The sequence below is a fragment of the Kitasatospora sp. Root107 genome (assembly GCF_001424875.1).
Lineage (GTDB): Bacteria > Actinomycetota > Actinomycetes > Streptomycetales > Streptomycetaceae > Kitasatospora.
This window is the reverse complement of the sequence record NZ_LMCT01000067.1, coordinates 84265-101367: the sequence shown is the minus strand read 5'-3', so window position 1 is coordinate 101367 and position 17103 is coordinate 84265. Positions and strand designations below refer to the sequence as shown.

General features: G+C 71.7%; 18 protein-coding genes and 3 tRNA genes. 2 read left to right on the top strand and 19 right to left on the bottom strand.

Annotated features, from left to right (window positions below; genetic code table 11):
- Positions 1 to 221: 221 nt before the first annotated feature.
- The 3 genes from ASC99_RS31715 to ASC99_RS31705 all read right to left on the bottom strand — a co-directional run bounded on the left by ASC99_RS31715 (position 222) and on the right by ASC99_RS31705 (position 3182).
- Positions 222 to 1505, bottom strand: a complete 1284-nt coding sequence (locus ASC99_RS31715; RefSeq protein ID WP_057238578.1) for a hypothetical protein — start codon at positions 1503 to 1505, stop codon at positions 222 to 224.
- Positions 1506 to 1605: 100 nt separating this feature from the next.
- Positions 1606 to 1678 (bottom strand) — tRNA-Ala (locus ASC99_RS31710).
- A gap of 61 nt (positions 1679 to 1739) precedes the next feature.
- Complete coding sequence (locus ASC99_RS31705) at positions 1740 to 3182, bottom strand: MFS transporter (RefSeq protein WP_082598796.1); 1443 nt, start codon at positions 3180 to 3182, stop codon at positions 1740 to 1742.
- Positions 3183 to 3278: 96 nt separating this feature from the next.
- Here ASC99_RS31705 and ASC99_RS31700 point away from each other — a divergent pair, with 96 nt between their 5' ends.
- Positions 3279 to 4166, top strand: a complete 888-nt coding sequence (locus tag ASC99_RS31700) for a helix-turn-helix transcriptional regulator (protein WP_057238577.1) — start codon at positions 3279 to 3281, stop codon at positions 4164 to 4166.
- Positions 4167 to 4224: 58 nt separating this feature from the next.
- Here ASC99_RS31700 and ASC99_RS31695 read toward each other — a convergent pair.
- From ASC99_RS31695 to ASC99_RS39155, 8 genes are all read right to left on the bottom strand, one after another.
- Positions 4225 to 4297 (bottom strand) — tRNA-Ala (locus ASC99_RS31695).
- Between the two features lie 37 nt (positions 4298 to 4334).
- Positions 4335 to 4407 (bottom strand) — tRNA-Ala (locus ASC99_RS31690).
- A 103-nt stretch (positions 4408 to 4510) separates the two neighbouring features.
- A complete protein-coding gene (locus tag ASC99_RS31685; RefSeq protein WP_057239140.1) occupies positions 4511 to 5158 on the bottom strand; it encodes a histidine phosphatase family protein in 648 nt (215 codons plus the stop codon).
- A complete protein-coding gene (gene rsfS / locus ASC99_RS31680) occupies positions 5155 to 5610 on the bottom strand; it encodes a ribosome silencing factor (RefSeq protein ID WP_057238576.1) in 456 nt (151 codons plus the stop codon). The genes ASC99_RS31685 and rsfS overlap by 4 nt, the downstream gene beginning before the upstream one ends.
- Before the next feature lie 102 nt (positions 5611 to 5712).
- Positions 5713 to 7332 (bottom strand): LytR C-terminal domain-containing protein, encoded by a 1620-nt coding sequence (locus ASC99_RS31675; protein ID WP_057238575.1) that lies wholly within the window; start codon positions 7330 to 7332, stop codon positions 5713 to 5715.
- Complete coding sequence (gene nadD, locus ASC99_RS31670; protein WP_057238574.1) at positions 7329 to 7958, bottom strand: nicotinate-nucleotide adenylyltransferase; 630 nt, start codon at positions 7956 to 7958, stop codon at positions 7329 to 7331. Before nadD ends, ASC99_RS31675 begins: the two co-directional genes overlap by 4 nt.
- A gap of 67 nt (positions 7959 to 8025) precedes the next feature.
- Positions 8026 to 8184, bottom strand: coding sequence for a hypothetical protein (locus ASC99_RS39935; RefSeq protein WP_184919542.1), 159 nt, complete (start codon positions 8182 to 8184; stop codon positions 8026 to 8028).
- 133 nt (positions 8185 to 8317) lie between these two features.
- Positions 8318 to 8464: a hypothetical protein gene (locus ASC99_RS39155; RefSeq protein ID WP_157531884.1), complete on the bottom strand. Its 147-nt coding sequence runs from the start codon at positions 8462 to 8464 to the stop codon at positions 8318 to 8320.
- 184 nt (positions 8465 to 8648) lie between these two features.
- On the opposite strand from ASC99_RS39155, the gene ASC99_RS31665 reads away from it, so the two are divergent.
- The gene (locus ASC99_RS31665; RefSeq protein ID WP_057238573.1) at positions 8649 to 9689 is read left to right on the top strand and encodes a M48 family metallopeptidase; all 1041 of its coding nucleotides are present in this window, start codon (positions 8649 to 8651) and stop codon (positions 9687 to 9689) included.
- A 175-nt stretch (positions 9690 to 9864) separates the two neighbouring features.
- Here ASC99_RS31665 and ASC99_RS31660 read toward each other — a convergent pair whose 3' ends face one another.
- The 8 genes from ASC99_RS31660 to rplU form a co-directional block, all read right to left on the bottom strand.
- Positions 9865 to 10896, bottom strand: a complete 1032-nt coding sequence (locus tag ASC99_RS31660; protein ID WP_057238572.1) for a hypothetical protein — start codon at positions 10894 to 10896, stop codon at positions 9865 to 9867.
- A 97-nt stretch (positions 10897 to 10993) separates the two neighbouring features.
- Complete coding sequence (locus tag ASC99_RS31655; protein ID WP_063857250.1) at positions 10994 to 11578, bottom strand: hypothetical protein; 585 nt, start codon at positions 11576 to 11578, stop codon at positions 10994 to 10996.
- 95 nt (positions 11579 to 11673) lie between these two features.
- Positions 11674 to 12987, bottom strand: coding sequence for a glutamate-5-semialdehyde dehydrogenase (locus ASC99_RS31650; RefSeq protein WP_057238566.1), 1314 nt, complete (start codon positions 12985 to 12987; stop codon positions 11674 to 11676).
- Between the two features lie 63 nt (positions 12988 to 13050).
- Positions 13051 to 13503 (bottom strand): hypothetical protein, encoded by a 453-nt coding sequence (locus tag ASC99_RS31645; protein ID WP_157531883.1) that lies wholly within the window; start codon positions 13501 to 13503, stop codon positions 13051 to 13053.
- A gap of 64 nt (positions 13504 to 13567) precedes the next feature.
- Positions 13568 to 14704, bottom strand: coding sequence for a glutamate 5-kinase (proB, locus tag ASC99_RS31640; RefSeq protein ID WP_057238559.1), 1137 nt, complete (start codon positions 14702 to 14704; stop codon positions 13568 to 13570).
- 142 nt (positions 14705 to 14846) lie between these two features.
- On the bottom strand, positions 14847 to 16340 hold the full coding sequence (obgE, locus tag ASC99_RS31635; RefSeq protein ID WP_057238557.1) for a GTPase ObgE: 1494 nt from the start codon (positions 16338 to 16340) through the stop codon (positions 14847 to 14849).
- Between the two features lie 113 nt (positions 16341 to 16453).
- A complete protein-coding gene (gene rpmA, locus ASC99_RS31630; protein WP_057238555.1) occupies positions 16454 to 16711 on the bottom strand; it encodes a 50S ribosomal protein L27 in 258 nt (85 codons plus the stop codon).
- A 12-nt stretch (positions 16712 to 16723) separates the two neighbouring features.
- On the bottom strand, positions 16724 to 17041 hold the full coding sequence (rplU, locus tag ASC99_RS31625) for a 50S ribosomal protein L21 (protein WP_057238553.1): 318 nt from the start codon (positions 17039 to 17041) through the stop codon (positions 16724 to 16726).
- Positions 17042 to 17103: the final 62 nt, after the last annotated feature.

Sequence of the window (17103 nt, the reverse complement as noted above, 5' to 3'; positions counted from 1 at the left end):
GGCCGGCTAAGAAGCAGGCGCACAGTTCGCATGGCCACAGGGTACCGCACCGACCCTCAGCGCCCCGCGCACCTTTATCGGCACACGCACCGGAAAACAGGGGCTCGGGCACCTGGCGTGCGGGTTCAAGCGAAAGTGCCTGACCATTTACACAGCGATCACGCTCCACAGGTCGGCGTCGCAGTTCCCCGAGCCCCTGACCGTAGCTGCTGAGCACCTGCCTATCGGGCCGCTGCGTCGAACTCCCGCAGGGCCCGGGCGACTCGGGCGGACTGCATACCTGCGGCCAGGCTGCGGGCCTGGTCGGCGACCCGGGCGGCCTCCTCGCGGTCGCCGGTCCGCAGGTAGGAGTCGGCCAGCCGGACCATCAGCAGGGCCTTGGCCCGGGCCCGTTCGGGAGACAGTGCGGCGATCGCGCCCGCGAGCAACTGCTGGGCCCGTTCGTGGTCGCCGAGGAAGAGGTAGCCCTCCCCCACCATGCCCTCCAGGTCGGCCCGTTCCTGACTGTGGTCCTGGTCGCCGTCCAACGCCTGGAAGGCTCGCTCCGCGACCGCTTCGGCGCTGATCTGTTCACCCTTGCGGCCGTGCGCCCGGGCGATCCGGCCCAGCTGGAGCGCCCGCTCACGGGGCGTCAGGACCTCGTCGGCCGCCCGCAGCGCGGTGGAGAGCATGGCGACCGCGTCCAGCCCCCGCCCGCCGGAGTTGTGGGTGGCCTGGACGGCGAGGCAGCCGACCACGCTGACCCCGAGCCGGGGATCGCCGGAGACGTGTGCGGCCCGCAGCGCGGCGACGAAGGCGCGCTGCGCCGCCGCGTCGTTGCCGAGGTCGTAGTTGGCCCAACCGACCAGCCGGGCAAGCCTGCTGGCAGCGCCGTACAGTTCGCGGCCGAGCGGCTCGTCGTACGCGCCGAGTTCGAGCAGCTTGCCGATCATGGCGAGCTCGGCCTTCGCCAGGTCGAGGATCAGGCCACCGCCGTACGCCCGCTCCAGCCGCTGTTTGCTGTCGTAGCTGAGCCGGAGGTCGGCGAGCTGCTCGGGGGCTATTCGCAGCGCGCCCTCGCCACCGGTCAGTTCGGGGGCCGGGGAGGCCCAGTGCCGGGCCGCCTGCTGGAGTTCGTCGCCGCGGAACAGGTCGGTGAGCCGGACCGGGGCGGCGTCCGCACCGGCCTCGCGCAGCGCGGTCTGGGCGGTGTCGGCCGTCCACGGGTCGGTGAGCAGCCGGGGCGAGAGGATCTTGGCGCCGCGGCCGCTGCCCATCTGGCCCCAGAGCTGCTCGTACGTCACCGCGATGCCGACGGTGCGGCTGAGCACCTCACAGACCGTCTGGTCGTGCGGGCTGCGCGGCACCATGCCCCGGTCACGCCACTTGTACGGGGCGGTGGAGCTGATCGCCAGCGCGGGCGGGAGCGCAGCGTTGAGCTCGCGGGCCAGCCGCTCCGGACTCCAGCCGAGCTGGTGCAGGATGCGGGCCAGTTCCTCGTTCCGTCTGCGCTCCAGGTCGGCCATGGCACCGACCGTATCGGGCCGCTCCGGCGACCGGACAGGGAACCCCCGAAACGGAAGAGGGCCCCTCCCGTTACCCGGGAGGGGCCCTCTTCTCGAACTGTGGAGCTACGGAGAATTGAACTCCGGACCTCTTGCATGCCATGCAAGCGCTCTACCAACTGAGCTACAGCCCCGCGTCATCCGGCGTTTCCCCCGGCGACGTCGTTCACTTTACACGGTCCCCGGCCTACTCCCCTAATCCCTTCCGGCGGCCGTCGCCCGCCGGGTACGGAGCGCGAAGCAGGCGGCGAGCACGAGCGCGAGGGCGACCGTCGAGACCGTCACCAGCAGCGCCCGGCCCGAGTCGGCGGGCGGGGCCGGCAGCGCGGCCCGGCCGAGGAAGAGGGTGCCGAGCAGGGCGACCCCGATCACCTGGCCGAGCTGGATCACCGTCACCAGGACACCGCTGCCGTCCGCGGCGTCCGCCGGGTCGACCCGGCCGAGGGCGGCGGCGAACAGCGGGCTGTAGGCGCAGCCGACCGCCAGGCCGCCGACCGTGAGCACCAGTTCGGCGCCGAGGCCGATGTCCGCGCCGCCGCTCACCAGGACTCCGAAGAGCAGGTACGCCCCGGCCGCGGTGCCCAGCGCCAACGACGGCAGCCGTCGGTGCAGCCGCTGCGGCAGCCGGTGCCAGTGCAGGCTGGAGACGCCGAAGCCGATCGCGACCGGAGCGGAGAGCAGGCCGGCCCGCAGCGCGCTGTACCCGAGCGCGGCCTGCTGGTGCAGGGCGAACGCGAACATGAGCCCGGCGAAGGCCACCATGATCAGGAAGATCGCCCCGGCCGCGGGCAGCAGGCCCGGCGCCCGCAGCACCCGGACCGGCACCAGCGGCTGCCCGCCCCGGGCCGCGATCCGGCGCTCCACCACGACGAACACCCCGGACAGCGCCGCGCTGCCGGCCAGCATCACCCAGCCCCAGACCGGCCAGCCCAGCTCGTGCCCGAGCACCAGCGGCACCACCAGCAGCCCGAGCGCGGCCGCCAGCACCACCAGCCCGACCACGTCGAAGCGGCGGCTGCCGTCCCCCGGCAGCACCGGCAGCAGCCGGCGGCCGGCGATCAGCAGCACCAGCCCGATCGGGACGTTGACCAGGAAGACCGGCCGCCAGCCGGTGCCGAACAGGTCGGCGCTCACCAGGATCCCGCCGACCACCTGCCCGACGGCCATCCCGCCGGCCAGCACCGCCGAGTACAGCCCGAGCGCCCTGACCCGGGCCGCCCCGCTGAAGGTCCGCTGGACCAGGCTCATCACCTGAGGCACCATCAGCGCCGCCCCGGCCCCCTGGAACACCCGGAAGCCGATCAGCCACCCGGTACCCGGGGCCAGCCCGCAGGCGAGCGAGGCGGCGGTGAAGGCCGCCAGACCGAGCAGGAAGAGCCTGCTGTACCCGTACCGGGCGCCGAGCCGGGCGCCGGTGATCAGCAGCACCGCGTACGCGATGGTGTACCCCGCCACCACCAGTTGCAGGGCGGCCCCGGAGGCGCCCAGGTCGGTCCGGATGCCGGGGACGGCGACGTTCACGATGGAGACGTCCAGCAGGGCCATGAACTGGCCCAGCAGGACGACGGCGAGCAGCCGCCCCGAGCGGGTCGGAGCCGTGGCCGGAGCGGCGGCGGTGGAGATCTGAAGGTCCGTCATGCCGCCAGCCTGGCGGCAGGCCGGTACCGGTGGTTAGAGCCTGCTGATCCTGGTACCGGGAGCACCCGTCAGCCGACCGTCCGTCAGGATGGGGGCATGACCGTGCTCGACGAACGGAACACCACCGACCGGCGCCGGCCCGAGCTGGCCGGCTTCCTGCGCGCCTGCCGGGCCCGGATCACCCCGGAGGCGGTCGGGCTGCCGCCGGGGCCGCGCCGCCGGACGCCGGGGCTGCGCCGCGAGGAGGTGGCGCAGCTCGCCGGGGTCGGGGTCACCTGGTACACGTGGCTGGAGCAGGGGCGCCCGATCAACGCCAGCGAGCAGGTGCTGGAGGCGGTGGCCCGGACGCTGCGACTGGACGGCACCGAGCGCGACCACCTGTTCCGGCTGGCCGGGCTCAACCTGGTCCGGGCGGCCGACGACACCTTCTCGGTGCTCGACCCGGCCACCCAGCTGATCCTGGATCAGCTGAACCCGCTGCCGGCCGCCGTCTGCAACGGCCGCTACGACCTGCTGGCGCACAACGCCGCGTACGACACCCTGTTCCCCGGCGCAACCCGCCCGACGCCACCGAGCGGGCGGCGGAACAGCATGTGGTGCGCGTTCACCGTGCCGTCCTGCTGCAACCCGTTCGTGAACCGGGAGACCGAGCTGCCCCGGATGGTCGGCGTGCTGCGCGGCGCGTACGGGCGGCACGTCGGGGAACCCGCCTGGGAGGAGTACATCCGGGATCTGGCGGCGGCCAGCCCGGAGTTCCGCGAGCTGTGGGCCCGTCAGGAGGTGGCGCCGCCGCGGTCCTCGCTGAAGGTGTTCCGGCACGCGGCCGTCGGCGACCTGCGGTTCCAGGCCTCCTACCTGACCATGCCGACCGCGCCCGAGGTCTACCTGGTGGTCTACACCCCGGAGGGCCCGGCCGACCGGGCCAGTCTCGAGTGGCTGGCAGCCCACCCGGACACCCCGCCGACCGACCACCGGCACGACTGAGCAGGCCGGGGAACGACCGAAGGCCGCCTCCCTGAGGGAGACGGCCTTCGGTGTGTTGTGGAGCTACGGAGAATTGAACTCCGGACCTCTTGCATGCCATGCAAGCGCTCTACCAACTGAGCTACAGCCCCGCGTGCCGCACGGTCCTGACGGACCGCCGAAGCGGAGTGGAGCTACGGAGAATCGAACTCCGGACCTCTTGCATGCCATGCAAGCGCTCTACCAACTGAGCTACAGCCCCGCACTCGAAGGACTTCCCGCCGACCTTCCGGCCTGCGTTTCTTTCCTGCGAACGAGGAAGACTCTAGCTGGTCAGGGCCGGAACTGCGAAATCCGTGCCCCGCTCAGGTCTCGTCGCCGATCACCGGCTGCGGCAGCGTGCCCGCGTTGTGCTCCAGCAGCCGCCAGCCGCGCGCGCCCTGGCCGAGCACCGACCAGCAGCAGTTGGACAGGCCGCCGAACCGCTCCCACTGCGCCGGCTCCAGATCGAGCAGCCGGCCGAGCATGGTGCGGATCGTCCCGCCGTGGCTGACCACGACCAGGGTGCCGTCCTCCGGCAGCTTCTCCACCGCGGCCAGCACCACCGGAACAGACCGGTCCGCCACCTCGGTGCTCAGCTCGCCGCCGCCGCGCCGGACCGGCTCGCCGAGCGCCCAGGCGTCGTACTGCTCCGGGAACCGGGCCCGGATCTCGGCGTTGGTCAAACCCTGCCAGTCACCGGCGTAGGTCTCCCGCAGGCCCTCGTGGTGGTCCGCCTCGAGGCCGGTGACCCTGCTCAGCTCGGCGGCGGTCCGCCGGGCGCGCTTGAGGTCGGAGGAGATCAGCAGGTCGGGCCGGAGACCGGCGAGCAGCCTGGCCGCCCGCTGCGCCTGGAAGACGCCCTGGTCGGTCAGCTCGATGTCGGTGCTGCCCTGGAACCGCGACTCGAGGTTCCAGGAGGTCTGGCCGTGCCGCCAGAAGACGATGCGCGGACCCCGCGCCTTGCCGCTCAGCTCTCGTCCTCGATGATCGCGTCGTCCTCGGAGACCGCGTTGCCCAAGGCGTCGGTGAGGACGCTGTCCGGGCGGTTCCGGGTGGCCAGCGCCTCGGCCGGGACGGGCAGCTCGGGGCAGTCCTTCCACAGACGGTCGAGGGAGTAGAAGGAGCGCTCCTCGGAGTGCTGGACGTGCACCACGATGTCCAGGTAGTCCAGCAGGATCCAGCGGCCCTCGCGCTCGCCCTCGCGGCGGACCGGCTTGACGTCCAGCTTCTCGCGGAGCTGCTCCTCGATCTCCTCGGCGATCGCCTTCACCTGGCGGTCGTTGCTGGCCGAGGCGATCAGGAAGGCGTCGGTGATCGACAGCACGTCGCTGACGTCGAAGGCGATGATGTCGTGGGCCAGCTTGTCGGCCGCCGCGAGGGCGGCGACGTTGATGAGGTCCTGGCTGTACTCGGTGGCAGTCAAGGTGTTCTTCCGGCTCGTCCTATGAGATTCGCCTTCCAGGATCTCATGAACCCGCCCGGGCCCCGGTCGGGTCGACCGGGGCCGGGTGCGGTGCGGGGTCCGCTACTGCGCCTTGGGCGGCGAGTAGTCCTTGCCGAGCACCACCACGAGGTCCGCGTTCTGCACCGCGGTGACCTTCTTCACGGCGGTCTCCTTGAGCCCGAGGCTGATCGCCAGCTGCTGGGCGGCGGCCTGCTTCGCGTCGTCGGTGTAGCGGATCTCGCTGGCGGGCTGGACCGGCGCCTTGGCACCGCTGGGCAGCAGCTCCAGGCCCGAGTTGGTGACCTGGCTGCCGGCCGTGTTGGCCGCCTCGTCGATGCCGGAGGCGTTCAGCACCGAGACCCGGGTGGTCTTGCTCGCGGCCGCGGCGTTCTTCACCGTGCCGCCCAGCACGTCCTTGACCTGCTTGCCTGCGGTGGCCTCGTCCAGCGTGCCGTCCGGCTGCACCGAGAGGGCGCTGGTGGTGAGGTGGCTCTCCTTCGTGAACTGGGCCAGCTGCACCAGCACCCCGGCCAACGCCTGCTCCGGCAGCGAGGGGTCGGGCACCGCGCCGACCCGGTGCACCAGATCCTGCGCCTCCTTGAGGTCCGTCGGCATCACCCGGAGCACCCCGTCCAGCACCTGCCCGAACCGGGCCAGCTGGGCGTCGGTGCTCTCCCCCGGCGCCTGGTACGTGGCGTACGCCACGGCGGCCTGCGCGCTCAGCGAGACGGCCTTGCCGGCCGGGGCCAACTCCTTGCCGCCGGGCTGGTTGCCCTCCCGCACCGCCGCGTTGGTGTCCACCTTGATCCCGCCGAGGTGGGCCACCAGCAGCAGCAGGTACGGGGTGTCCAGCCGCCAGGTCCCGGCGACCGGGGCGCCGAGCACGGTGGTCAGACCCTCCCTGGTACCGGAGGCGCCGACGGCGTCCAGCGACTTGCCGAGCGGCTCGGTGGCCGAGACCCCGGAGCCGGGCAGCTTGAGGGTGTCGGGCAGCAGCAGCACCGAGGCCCGCTGGCCGGACAGGTCGTTGACCAGCAGCGCACTGGTGACCTTGCCCTGAAGGTCCCTCAGGTGCACCACGTTCACCGTCCGGCCGCCGGCCGCCTTGGCCGCCGAACCGGGCCCGCCGAGATCACCCTGCCACCAGAGGTAGCCGGCGGTGCCGCCCGCGACCAGCACCAGCGCGATCACCGCACCGAGCAACCGGTTGCGCAGCTTGCGCCGGCGCTCGTCCCGGCGCTCGGTCCTGGACTCGGCGAACTTCAGCCAGTCGATGACGTCCTCGGACTGCTCCGCCTCCTCGTCCACGAAGGTGAACTCGTCGGTCGGGTAGTCCGGTTCCGGGGCGGCGGCCTTCCGGGCCTGCGGCGGTACGGCGGTCACCGGCTGCTCGACCACAGGGGGCCGGACCGGCTGCACCGGCTGCACCGGGGCGACCGGCTGCTGCGGCTGCTGGTACTCGGGCTGCTGCTGGTACGGGTCCTGGACGTACTGCTGCGGCTGACCGTAGGCGTCGTAGTACACCTGCGGCTGCTGGTAGTACTGCTGCTGCTGCTGCTGCTGGTACGGGTCCTGGACGTACTGCTGCGGCTGGCCGTAGGCGTCGTAGTACACCTGGGGCTGCTGCTGCTGCGGCTGGTACTCCTGGTAGGGCTCCTGCGGATACCACTCCTGGTTGCCGCGCTCCTCGGGACCCGTCACGCCGTACCTCCCCGCGCGTACAGCGCCCGCTTGTGGATGTACCGGACCACACCGTCCGGGACGAGATACCAGACCGGATCGCCCTTGGCGACCCGGGCCCGGCAGTCGGTCGAGGAGATCGCCAGCGCGGGCACCTCGACCAGCGAGACCCCGCCGACCGGCAGACCGGCGTCGGACAGCACGTGGCCGGGGCGGGTGCAGCCGATGAAGTGGGCCAGCGAGAACAGCTCCTCGGAGTCCCGCCAGGACAGGATCTGGGCCAGCGCGTCGGCGCCGGTGATGAAGAACAGGTCCGCGTCCGGGTGCAGCGCGCGCAGGTCGCGCAGGGTGTCCACGGTGTAGGTCGGGCCCTGGCGGTCGATGTCGATCCGACTGACCGAGAACTGCGGGTTCTCCGCCGTGGCGATCACCGTCATCAGGTAACGGTCCTCCGCCGGCGTGACCACGCGGTCGCTCTTCTGCCACGGCTGCCCGGTCGGCACGAAGATCACCTCATCGAGGTGGAACGCGCTCGCCACCTCACTGGCGGCGACCAGGTGTCCGTGGTGGATCGGGTCGAAAGTGCCACCCATCACGCCGAGGCGCTTACGTGCCCGCACTCCGGGGGTCTCGGCCTGCTGTCCCATGCCGCCACACCTTACGCGACCCGCATCGCGGCCGGGCAAGCCCGCCCGGCCGCCGGAACGGACCGGCTCAGCGGTCGCGGTTGAAGCGAGTGGTGATCCAGAGCAGCAGCAGCAGGATGCCCAGGCCGGCGCCGCCGGTCAGGTACGGGCTGAGGCTCTCGTGGTTGCCGCCCTCGGAGGCGCCTTCGGCCAGCTGGGTCAGGAGGGGCAGTGCGGAAGTGCTCATGGTCGGCAGGACCTTCTCGACTCGGTGAGGGGTGGGGCCAGGCTTGTCTGCGCGCTCATCGTACGGGGGTGGTACGCGCAACCGCGCGGCGCCCCACCGCGTCTGACTCGGCGTGGGCCTCTCGGACGTGGCGTCAGTTGTCGCGCCCGGCGCGGGCCAGCGCCCAGACCAGCAGGCCGATGCCGACCACGGAGCTGATCAGGATGATCCGCAGGAACAGCCCGGGGCCCGGCTCGGTGGAGACCGGTCCGGCCAGCTGGGCGAAGGTGGCGGGGTTCATCAGCGGTCTCTCCTCGGTCCGTTCGGCTCGGCCCCAGCGTAGACCCGGACGTACCGGACATCGGACCGGACCCCCGGGCGTACTGTGGCCGGCGGGGACGAGTACACGCGAACAGACGTTGTAGCGAACAGCAGCGGGGGCCGGGCAGAGCCGGTGCCGGCGTCGAGCAGGAGGTACTCAGCACATGACGGACATGACCAAGGACAGCACGCCGAGCCGCCGCCGTGAGCGTTTCCCCGGGATCTCCACCCGGGCCTGGGAGCACCCGGCCGACCGCTCGGCGCTGGTCGCCCTGCGGAAGCTGTCCGGCTTCGACGACGTCCTGAAGAAGCTGGCCGGGCTGGTCTCCGAGCGCAGCGTGCGCCTGATGTTCCTGGCCACCGCCGTCCGCACGTCGGAGCGTCAGTTCCCCGAGCTGCACGCCATGGTGCGGGACGCCGCCTACATCCTGGACCTGGAGAAGGTCCCCGACCTGTACGTCACCCAGGACCCGACGGTGAACGCGATGTGCATCGGGATGGACGCCCCGATCATCGTGGTCACCAGCGGACTGGTCGACCTGTTGGACGAGGAGGAGCTCCGTGCGGTGATCGGCCACGAGGTCGGCCACGCGATGTCCGGCCACGCGGTCTACCGGACGATGCTGCTGATCCTCACCAACATCGCCACCCGGATCGCCTGGATCCCGCTCGGCACCCTCGCCATCACCGCCGTGATCACCGCCCTCAAGGAGTGGTTCCGCAAGGCCGAACTCTCCTGCGACCGGGCCGGTCTGCTGGCCGGTCAGGACCTGCAGGCCTCGATGCGCGGCCTGATGAAGCTGGCCGGCGGCCACAACCTGGCCGAGATGAACGTCGACGCCTTCCTGGAGCAGGCCGAGGAGTACGACAAGGCCGGCGACCTGCGGGACGGCGTGCTCAAGCTGCTCCAGGTCCTCCCGCAGACCCACCCCTTCGCGGTGGTCCGGGTCGCCAAGCTGAAGAAGTGGGCCGACAGCGACGACTACCGCTCCATCCTGGCCGGCGCCTACCCCCGCCGCACGGACGACCCGAACGCCTCGGTCGGCGAGCAGTGGAAGGCGGCGGCCGACTCCTACTCCAAGTCCATGAAGGAGACCAAGGACCCCCTGATGGGCCTCATCCGCGACGTCGCCGGCGGCGCCGCCACCGTAGGCGGCAAACTCCGCGACACCTTCACGGGACCCCGCAACACCAACGGCGAATAACCATGCACCACCAGGGGCTCGGGGCCCTGCTGATGGGCGGCTCCGCCGCGGGGCGACGCCAACCTCGAAAAAAGGTCACCCGTACATAAATGGTCAGGCACTTTCGCAGTGACCCCGGCGCCAGATCTCCTCGCAGTTCCCCGAGCCCCTGGACCGTAGATGCCTGGGCGCCTGCCTAAGGCTTGAGCACCGCACACACCGCCCAGGCCGACCGCGCATGGTCACCCGGGTCGGTGACCGCGGCCGAGGTGGTGCCGCCGAGCATCGGCTGCAGGTAGGCCGACAGCCGGCTGTTGCACGGGGTCGGCCCCGTCTGGACGACCGAGTCGACCAGGCGGAGCCGCCCCGCCGACAGGTCGGCCCGGTCGAACTCGAACCGCAGCGCCCGCCGCACGGTGTGCAGCGTGACCGGCCCGCTCGGTGCGTCGGCGGGCCGGAGCGCGTAGACGAAGGTGTGGTCGGTGTCGATCGCCAGCACGCCCGCGTTCACCTCGTCGATCTTCATCGCGCCGACCGCCTTGACGGTGTCCACCGCGAGCGCGACCTGGCCGGGGTCGAAGCGGACCAGCCAGCCGGTGGCCGCGTGGTGCTGGTCGTCGCTGGGAGTGGCCATGCTCTGGTCGTACTGGGTCTGCTGCCCGGGGGTGACCAGGCGGCGGGCCTCCGCCGCGTCGCCGTGCACCAGCGTGCCCGGGGCCAGCGAGGAGATGCTCAGGTAGCGCTGGACGGTGTCGAGCGCCCGGACCACCTCGGTCCGGGTGAAGTGCACGGTGGCCGAGCCGCCCGGGGTGCCGAGGCCGACGACGCCGTCCCGGTAGCTCGCGGGCAGGCCGGCGAACGGGGCGTTCGGGTCGGCCACCGGTGCGACGGCCGAACTCGGGGCCAACGCCACCAGGCTGACGGTCAGTTGGCTACCGCTCGGCCGACCGGACTGCGGTTGGGGGGCGGAAATCCCGAAGTACACCGCCGCCGCAAAGGCCAGCACCACCAACAGCAGCAGTGCCAGCGCCTGCCGGGACAGCGAGCCGAACAGACCGCGCCGGCGAACCGCACGAGAGTAGTTGCCACCCAGTCGCTCCCGGGCCGAGAGCTCCTGGATCCGGGCAGCCCGGACGAACGACTCGTCGAAGACGACGGATCGGTACTCGTCCTCGTTACCGGAACCACCGTCGGGCGTACCCTCCGGAGGCTCGACCGGGTCACCCATGACTCAAGGGTAGAGCCGGTGCCGACGCGCCACGAGAGGCTGTGCGTAACTTCTTCGTGCCTGCCGGTGAGCTGCCGGTCGCACTGCCGGTGGGGCCTCAGTGGCTGGTCGAAACCGTCACCGGTGGCACCTGCGAGGTTTCGCCACGTGGCGGCGCCCCACTGGTGCTGGTGCCGGTCTCCGGGCGGCTGGCCGGCTGCTCCCCGCCGCCCGTACCGCGGTAGATCGCGGCCACCGCGACGGCCACCACGCTGACGCCCATCACCACCGCGAGCACCCAGGCGACCGGACGGTGCCAGCGCTGCTGGGCGACCTGCCGGCCGCCGTTCACCCGGCTCGGATCGAAGCCGTCCGCGCGGCTCCGGCGCAGCCGCCGGGCGGCCCGGCCGCCGCCGGACCAGGGGTCGGTGTAGTGCCGGTCGTCGTCCAGGCCGCTCGGGTGCGGGCGCAGCTCCAGCGGCAGCCCGTCCGTCGCGGTGAACTCCGGGACCCGGCCGAGTGCCGCCGTGTCGGGCTCGAACCTCGCCTCGGCGGCGGCCAGCTGCCGCTCCTCGGCGCTCGGCTCGTGCACGGCGGCGGACCGGATGAATGCCTCGTCAAGGACCACGGTGGCGAACTCGTCGTCCGCTCCACCGTGGTCGGCGCCGTCGGAGTACGGCGAGCCCCCCACGTCCTCAGCCACGGATTCAATGTATTACCGGGCGGGGGTTTTGTCTGTGGGTCCCGGTAGTTCATCCGGGGACGCGAGCCGGAACCGCGCCCACCGCTGAGTCTGCGTCAGCCGTTCGTACCACCCACGGTAGGCGTAGCGCCGCCCCGGACATGCCCGTCACCGGTGACGATGTACTTGGTCGAGGTCAGCTCCGGCAGGCCCATCGGCCCGCGCGCGTGCAGCTTCTGGGTGGAGATCCCGATCTCGGCGCCGAAACCGAACTCACCCCCGTCGGTGAACCGGGTCGAGGCGTTGACCGCCACGGTGGTGGAGTCGACCAGCTGGGTGAAGCGGCGGGCGGCGGCCTGCGAGGTGGTCACGATCGCCTCGGTGTGGCCCGAGGACCAGCGCCGGATGTGCGCGACGGCGGCGTCCAGCGAGGGCACCACGGCGGCCGCGATGTCGTAACTGAGGTACTCGGTCTCCCAGTCCTCCTCGGTGGCGGGCAGCACGGTGGCGGCCGAGCCCTCGGCGGCCTTGAGTACCGCGTCGTCGCCGTGCACGGTCACCCCGGCCTCGGCCAGCGCGGCCAGCGCGAGCGGCAGGAAGGCGTCCGCGACGTCCTGGTGGACCAGCAGGGTCTCGGCGGTGTTGCAGACGCTGACCCGCTGGGCCTTGGAGTTCAGCAGGATGCCGACCGCCATCGCCAGATCGGTCTCGGCGTCCACGTAGACGTGGCAGTTGCCGGTGCCGGTCTCGATCACCGGCACGGTGGAGCCCTCGACCACGGTCTTGATCAGCGAGGCGCCACCGCGCGGGATCAGCACGTCCACCAGGCCCCGGGCCCGCATCAGCTCCTGCACCGAGTCCCGGCTCTCACCGGGCACCAGCTGGATCACGTCGGCAGGTAGGCCGGCCCCGGCCACCGCGTCCCGGAGCACCCCGACCAACGCGGTGTTGGAGCGGTACGCGGAGGCCGAGCCGCGCAGCAGCACCGCGTTGCCGGACTTCAGGCAGAGCGCGGCGGCGTCCACCGTGACGTTGGGGCGGGCCTCGTAGATGATGCCCACCACGCCCAGCGGGACCCGGATCTGACGGACGTCCAGACCGTTCGGCAGCGTGTAGCCCCGGATCACCTCGCCGACCGGGTCGGGCAGGCCGACCACCGATCGGACGTCGGCGGCGATCGCCGCGATCCGCTCCTCGGTGAGCGTGAGCCGGTCGATCACCGACTCCGGGGTCTCCGCCGCGCGGGCCTTCGCCACATCCTCGGCGTTGGCGGCGGTGATCTCCCCGGTCCGGGCGAGCAGCGCGTCGGCGATCGCCAGCAGCGCGGCGTCCTTCACCGAACGCGGCAGCGGGGCGAGCACGGCGGCCGCCTCACGGGCACGGCGCGCGACGGCGAGGACGGGGCTGTCGGTGGTCTGGTCGCTGGTCATGCGGCCAAGGGTAGCGACTGCGCCCGACCGCCCGGAGCCGCTGATCGACCGCTGAGACAGGCCCTAGTAGGGGTGCACCCCTCCCAGGTGCGGCGGCGGATCGCCGAAGCCCTCGGCGATCCGCTTGTGATAGGTCGGACGGTCCACCACCTCGAGGCCGACGATCTCCCACGGCGGTAAGTTCGCCGAGCTCTTGTGCTCGCCCCAGAGCCGGAGCGCAATCGCGGCGGCGTCGTGCAGGTCCCGGGCCTGCTCCCAGTACCGGATCTCGGCGTGGTCGGACGCGTAACGGGCCGTCAGGAAGAACGAGTGGTCGTGGGCCAGCTGTTCGAGCCCGGACCGGAGCTCGGCCAGCGGGGTGACCTTGCCCGCCACGCTCAGCACGACGTGCCACAGTCTGGGCTGCTCCTCCTCGGGGAGCTCGGCCCGGTCGTGCAACTGGCGTACGGTGGCCCGGGGTTCTTCGGGTGCCTGTTCGCCCCGGCCGCCGTCGATGCTGGTCAATCTTCGTCCCACCGGCGGCCTCCTGTTCGGCGACGTCGTGTCGTGGCCGCTGCGGACGGCCTAGGGGTCCGGCCCGTCAGCCGCGCAGGATGACCAGGTCGTCGCGGTGGATGACCTCGCGCTCGTACGCGGCACCGAGCTCCTGGGCCAGCTCTCTGGTGGACCGGCCGAGCAGACGGGGCAACTCCCTCGCATCAAAGTTGACCAGTCCACGGGCGACGATGTGGCCGTTTTCGCCAAGAAGGTCCACCGGATCACCGGCGGAGAACTCCCCGTCCACCCGGGTCACCCCGGCGGGCAGCAGCGACTTCCCGCCGGTCACCACCGCCTCGACCGCGCCCGGGTCCAGCTGGAGGGCGCCGCGCGGGCTGCTGGCGTGCTCCAGCCAGAGCAGCCGGTCGGCGGAGCGGCTGCCGGTGCGCAGGAACAGGGTGCCGGTCTGACGGCCCGCCAGCGCGTCGCCGGCCTGGCTGGCGGCGGTCAGCACCACCGGGATTCCGGCGCCGGTGGCGATCCGGGCGGCCTCCACCTTGGTGACCATGCCGCCGGTGCCGACCCCGGCCTTGCCGGTGCTGCCGATCTCGATGCCGTCCAGGTCGTGCGGGCCGCTGACCTGGTCGATCCGGCTGGTGCCGGGCTTGCTCGGGTCACCGTCGTACAGGCCGTCCACGTCGGAGAGCAGCACCAGCAGGTCGGCCCGGACCAGGTGGGCGACCAGTGCGGCCAGCCGGTCGTTGTCACCGAACTTGATCTCGGCGGTGGCGACGGTGTCGTTCTCGTTGACGATCGGCATCGCGCCCATCGCCAGCAGCTGGTCCAGGGTCCGGTACGCGTTCCGGTAGTGCGCCCGGCGGCTGGCGTCCTCGGCGGTCAGCAGCACCTGGCCGACCCGGACGCCGTACCGGGCGAACGAGGCGGTGTACCGGGCGACCAGCAGGCCCTGGCCGACGCTGGCGGCGGCCTGCTGGCGGGCCAGGTCCGGCGGGCGGCGGTCCAGCCCGAGCGGGGCCAGGCCGGCCGCGATCGCACCGGAGGAGACCAGCACGATCTCGGGGGCCGACGGCTGGCTGCGGGCTTTGGCCAGGGCGTCGACCAGCGCGTCCACCCGGTCCGCGTCGAGTCCGCCAGCAGCGGTGGTGAGCGAGGAGGAGCCGACCTTGACCACGATGCGGCGTGCGGTCAGGACCTCCTGACGCAGGGTCTGGTCCGTCATCGGGCTTGCCTCCACAGGAGAATCGACGGGTCGTAATCTACGCGATCCGGGCCTCCGCCCCCGACGGCCTTTCAGCCCGTGGACACGCCACAGGGGCGTGGGCAGCCGGTCGGCTTCCCACGCCCCTGTGGCGGCAGGCGAGTTACTCGTCGTCGCCCGAGTCGCCCGAGTCGTCCATGTCCAGCGCCGCCGGGCGCTTGCTGGAGAGCGCCTCGAAGGCGAGGAACTCGTCCTCGGCCGAGTCGCGCAGCTTCTGCTTGTCGCGACGGCGGTCCAGCGCGGGGCGCTGGGTGTCCAGGCGGTGGTCCTCGCCACGGCGGCCGAGCATCTCGGCGCCGGCGGCCAGGGTCGGCTCCCAGTCGAAGACCACGGCGTTCTCGTCCGGGCCGATGATGACGGTGTCGCCCTCGGTGGCACCGACCTTCCAGAGCTGGTCCTCGACGCCGAGCCGGGCCAGCCGGTCGGCCAGGTAACCGACCGCCTCGTCGTTGGAGAAGTCGGTCTGCCGGACCCAGCGCTCGGGCTTGAGGCCGCGCACCCGGAAGGCGCCGTCCTCCTCGGTGACGGTGAAGCCGGCGTCGTCCACGGCGGTCGGCCGCAGCACGATCCGGGTGGCCTCCTGGAGCGGCTTGGCGGCCCGCGCCTCGGCGACGATCTGGGCCATCGCGTAGTTGAGCTCGCGCAGGCCCGCGCGGGAGGCGGCGGAGACCTCGAAGACGCGGTAGCCGCGCTCCTCCAGCGAAGCCCGGGTCAGGTCGGCGATGTCCTGGCCGTCCGGCACGTCGATCTTGTTGAGCGCGACCAGGCGCGGGCGGTCGTCCAGACCGCCGTACTGGGCGAGCTCGGCCTCGATGGTCTCCAGGTCGGTGAGCGGGTCACGGCCCGGGTCCAGCGTGGCGCAGTCCAGCACGTGCACCAGGACGGTGCAGCGCTCGACGTGGCGCAGGAACTCCAGGCCCAGACCGCGGCCCTGGCTGGCGCCGGGGATCAGGCCGGGGACGTCGGCGACGGTGTAGACCGTCTCGCCCGCGGTGACCACACCGAGGTTGGGGATCAGGGTGGTGAACGGGTAGTCGGCGATCTTCGGCTTGGCGGCCGAGATCACCGAGATGAGCGAGGACTTGCCGGCGCTCGGGTAGCCCACCAGGGCGACGTCGGCGACGGACTTGAGCTCCATCACGATGTCGCGGGCCTCGCCGGGCTCGCCGAGCAGGGCGAAGCCGGGGGCCTTGCGGCGGGCCGAGGAGAGCGCCGAGTTGCCGAGACCGCCACGGCCACCGGCCGCAGCGATGAAGCTGGTGCCGTGGCCGACCAGGTCGGCCAGCACGTTGCCCTGCTTGTCCATCACCACGGTGCCGTCCGGCACCGGCAGCACCAGGTCCCCACCGGTCGAGCCGGTGCGGTGAGCGCCGGCGCCCGGCTTGCCGTTGGTGGCCTTGCGCTTGGGCGAGTGGTGGTACTCGAGCAGGGTGGTGACCTGGGCGTCGACCATGAGGATGACGCTGCCGCCCTCACCGCCGTTACCGCCGTCGGGCCCGCCGAGCGGCTTGAACTTCTCCCGGTGAACGGAGGCGCAGCCGTGGCCCCCGTTACCCGCGGCGACATGCAGTTCGACGCGGTCCACGAAGGTGGTCATGGGGTGTGCCTCCAGATACAAGGAAAAAACAGGTATTCGTACTTCAAAGCATGGAGGGTGGACCGGAAAATTCCGGCCCACCCTCCATGTGAGTTCCGACGCTAGGCCAGAAATCAGGCCTCGACGGCCACGATGTTCACAACGCGGCGACCGCGGTGGGTGCCGAACTGCACCGCACCGGCGTTCAGCGCGAACAGGGTGTCGTCGCCACCGCGACCGACGCCCGCACCCGGGTGGAAGTGGGTGCCACGCTGGCGGACCAGGATCTCGCCGGCGCTGACGACCTGACCACCGAAACGCTTGACGCCGAGGCGCTGGGCGTTCGAGTCACGGCCGTTCCGGGTAGAGCTTGCGCCCTTCTTGTGTGCCATCTCGCTATCCCCTTACTTGCTGACGGAGTCGATGCTGGTGATCCGGACAGCGGTGTGGCGCTGGCGGTGGCCCTGGCGGCGACGGTAACCGGTCTTGTTCTTGTAGCGCAGGATGACGATCTTCTCACCCTTGGTGTGGTCGACCACCTCGGCGTGAGCCTTCACGCCGGCGAGGACCCACGGGTCGGAGGTGACATCGTCACCGTCGACGACCAGGATGGTCGAGAGCTCCACCGAGTCACCCGGCTTGACGTCAACACGGTCAATCTCCAGCACGTCGCCGACGGCGACCTTGTGCTGGCGGCCGCCTGCGCGAACGATCGCGTACATGCGGTACCTGCTTTCTCTAACTCGATCGGAACTCTCGATGCCAGCCACCTGGGTACGGACAC

What these genes read in the sequence shown, in the direction of transcription:
- ASC99_RS31715 (WP_057238578.1), bottom strand. Translation starts at nt 1,505, where the DNA reads ATGGCCGACCTGGAGCGCAGACGGAACGAGGAACTGGCCCGCATCCTG.
- ASC99_RS31705 (WP_082598796.1), bottom strand. Translation starts at nt 3,182, where the DNA reads ATGACGGACCTTCAGATCTCCACCGCCGCCGCTCCGGCCACGGCTCCG.
- ASC99_RS31700 (WP_057238577.1), top strand. Translation starts at nt 3,279, where the DNA reads ATGACCGTGCTCGACGAACGGAACACCACCGACCGGCGCCGGCCCGAG.
- nadD (WP_057238574.1), bottom strand. Translation starts at nt 7,958, where the DNA reads ATGGGACAGCAGGCCGAGACCCCCGGAGTGCGGGCACGTAAGCGCCTC.
- ASC99_RS39935 (WP_184919542.1), bottom strand. Translation starts at nt 8,184, where the DNA reads ATGAGCACTTCCGCACTGCCCCTCCTGACCCAGCTGGCCGAAGGCGCC.
- ASC99_RS39155 (WP_157531884.1), bottom strand. Translation starts at nt 8,464, where the DNA reads ATGAACCCCGCCACCTTCGCCCAGCTGGCCGGACCGGTCTCCACCGAG.
- ASC99_RS31665 (WP_057238573.1), top strand. Translation starts at nt 8,649, where the DNA reads ATGACGGACATGACCAAGGACAGCACGCCGAGCCGCCGCCGTGAGCGT.
- ASC99_RS31660 (WP_057238572.1), bottom strand. Translation starts at nt 10,896, where the DNA reads ATGGGTGACCCGGTCGAGCCTCCGGAGGGTACGCCCGACGGTGGTTCC.
- ASC99_RS31650 (WP_057238566.1), bottom strand. Translation starts at nt 12,987, where the DNA reads ATGACCAGCGACCAGACCACCGACAGCCCCGTCCTCGCCGTCGCGCGC.
- proB (WP_057238559.1), bottom strand. Translation starts at nt 14,704, where the DNA reads ATGACGGACCAGACCCTGCGTCAGGAGGTCCTGACCGCACGCCGCATC.
- obgE (WP_057238557.1), bottom strand. Translation starts at nt 16,340, where the DNA reads ATGACCACCTTCGTGGACCGCGTCGAACTGCATGTCGCCGCGGGTAAC.
- rpmA (WP_057238555.1), bottom strand. Translation starts at nt 16,711, where the DNA reads ATGGCACACAAGAAGGGCGCAAGCTCTACCCGGAACGGCCGTGACTCG.
- rplU (WP_057238553.1), bottom strand. Translation starts at nt 17,041, where the DNA reads ATGTACGCGATCGTTCGCGCAGGCGGCCGCCAGCACAAGGTCGCCGTC.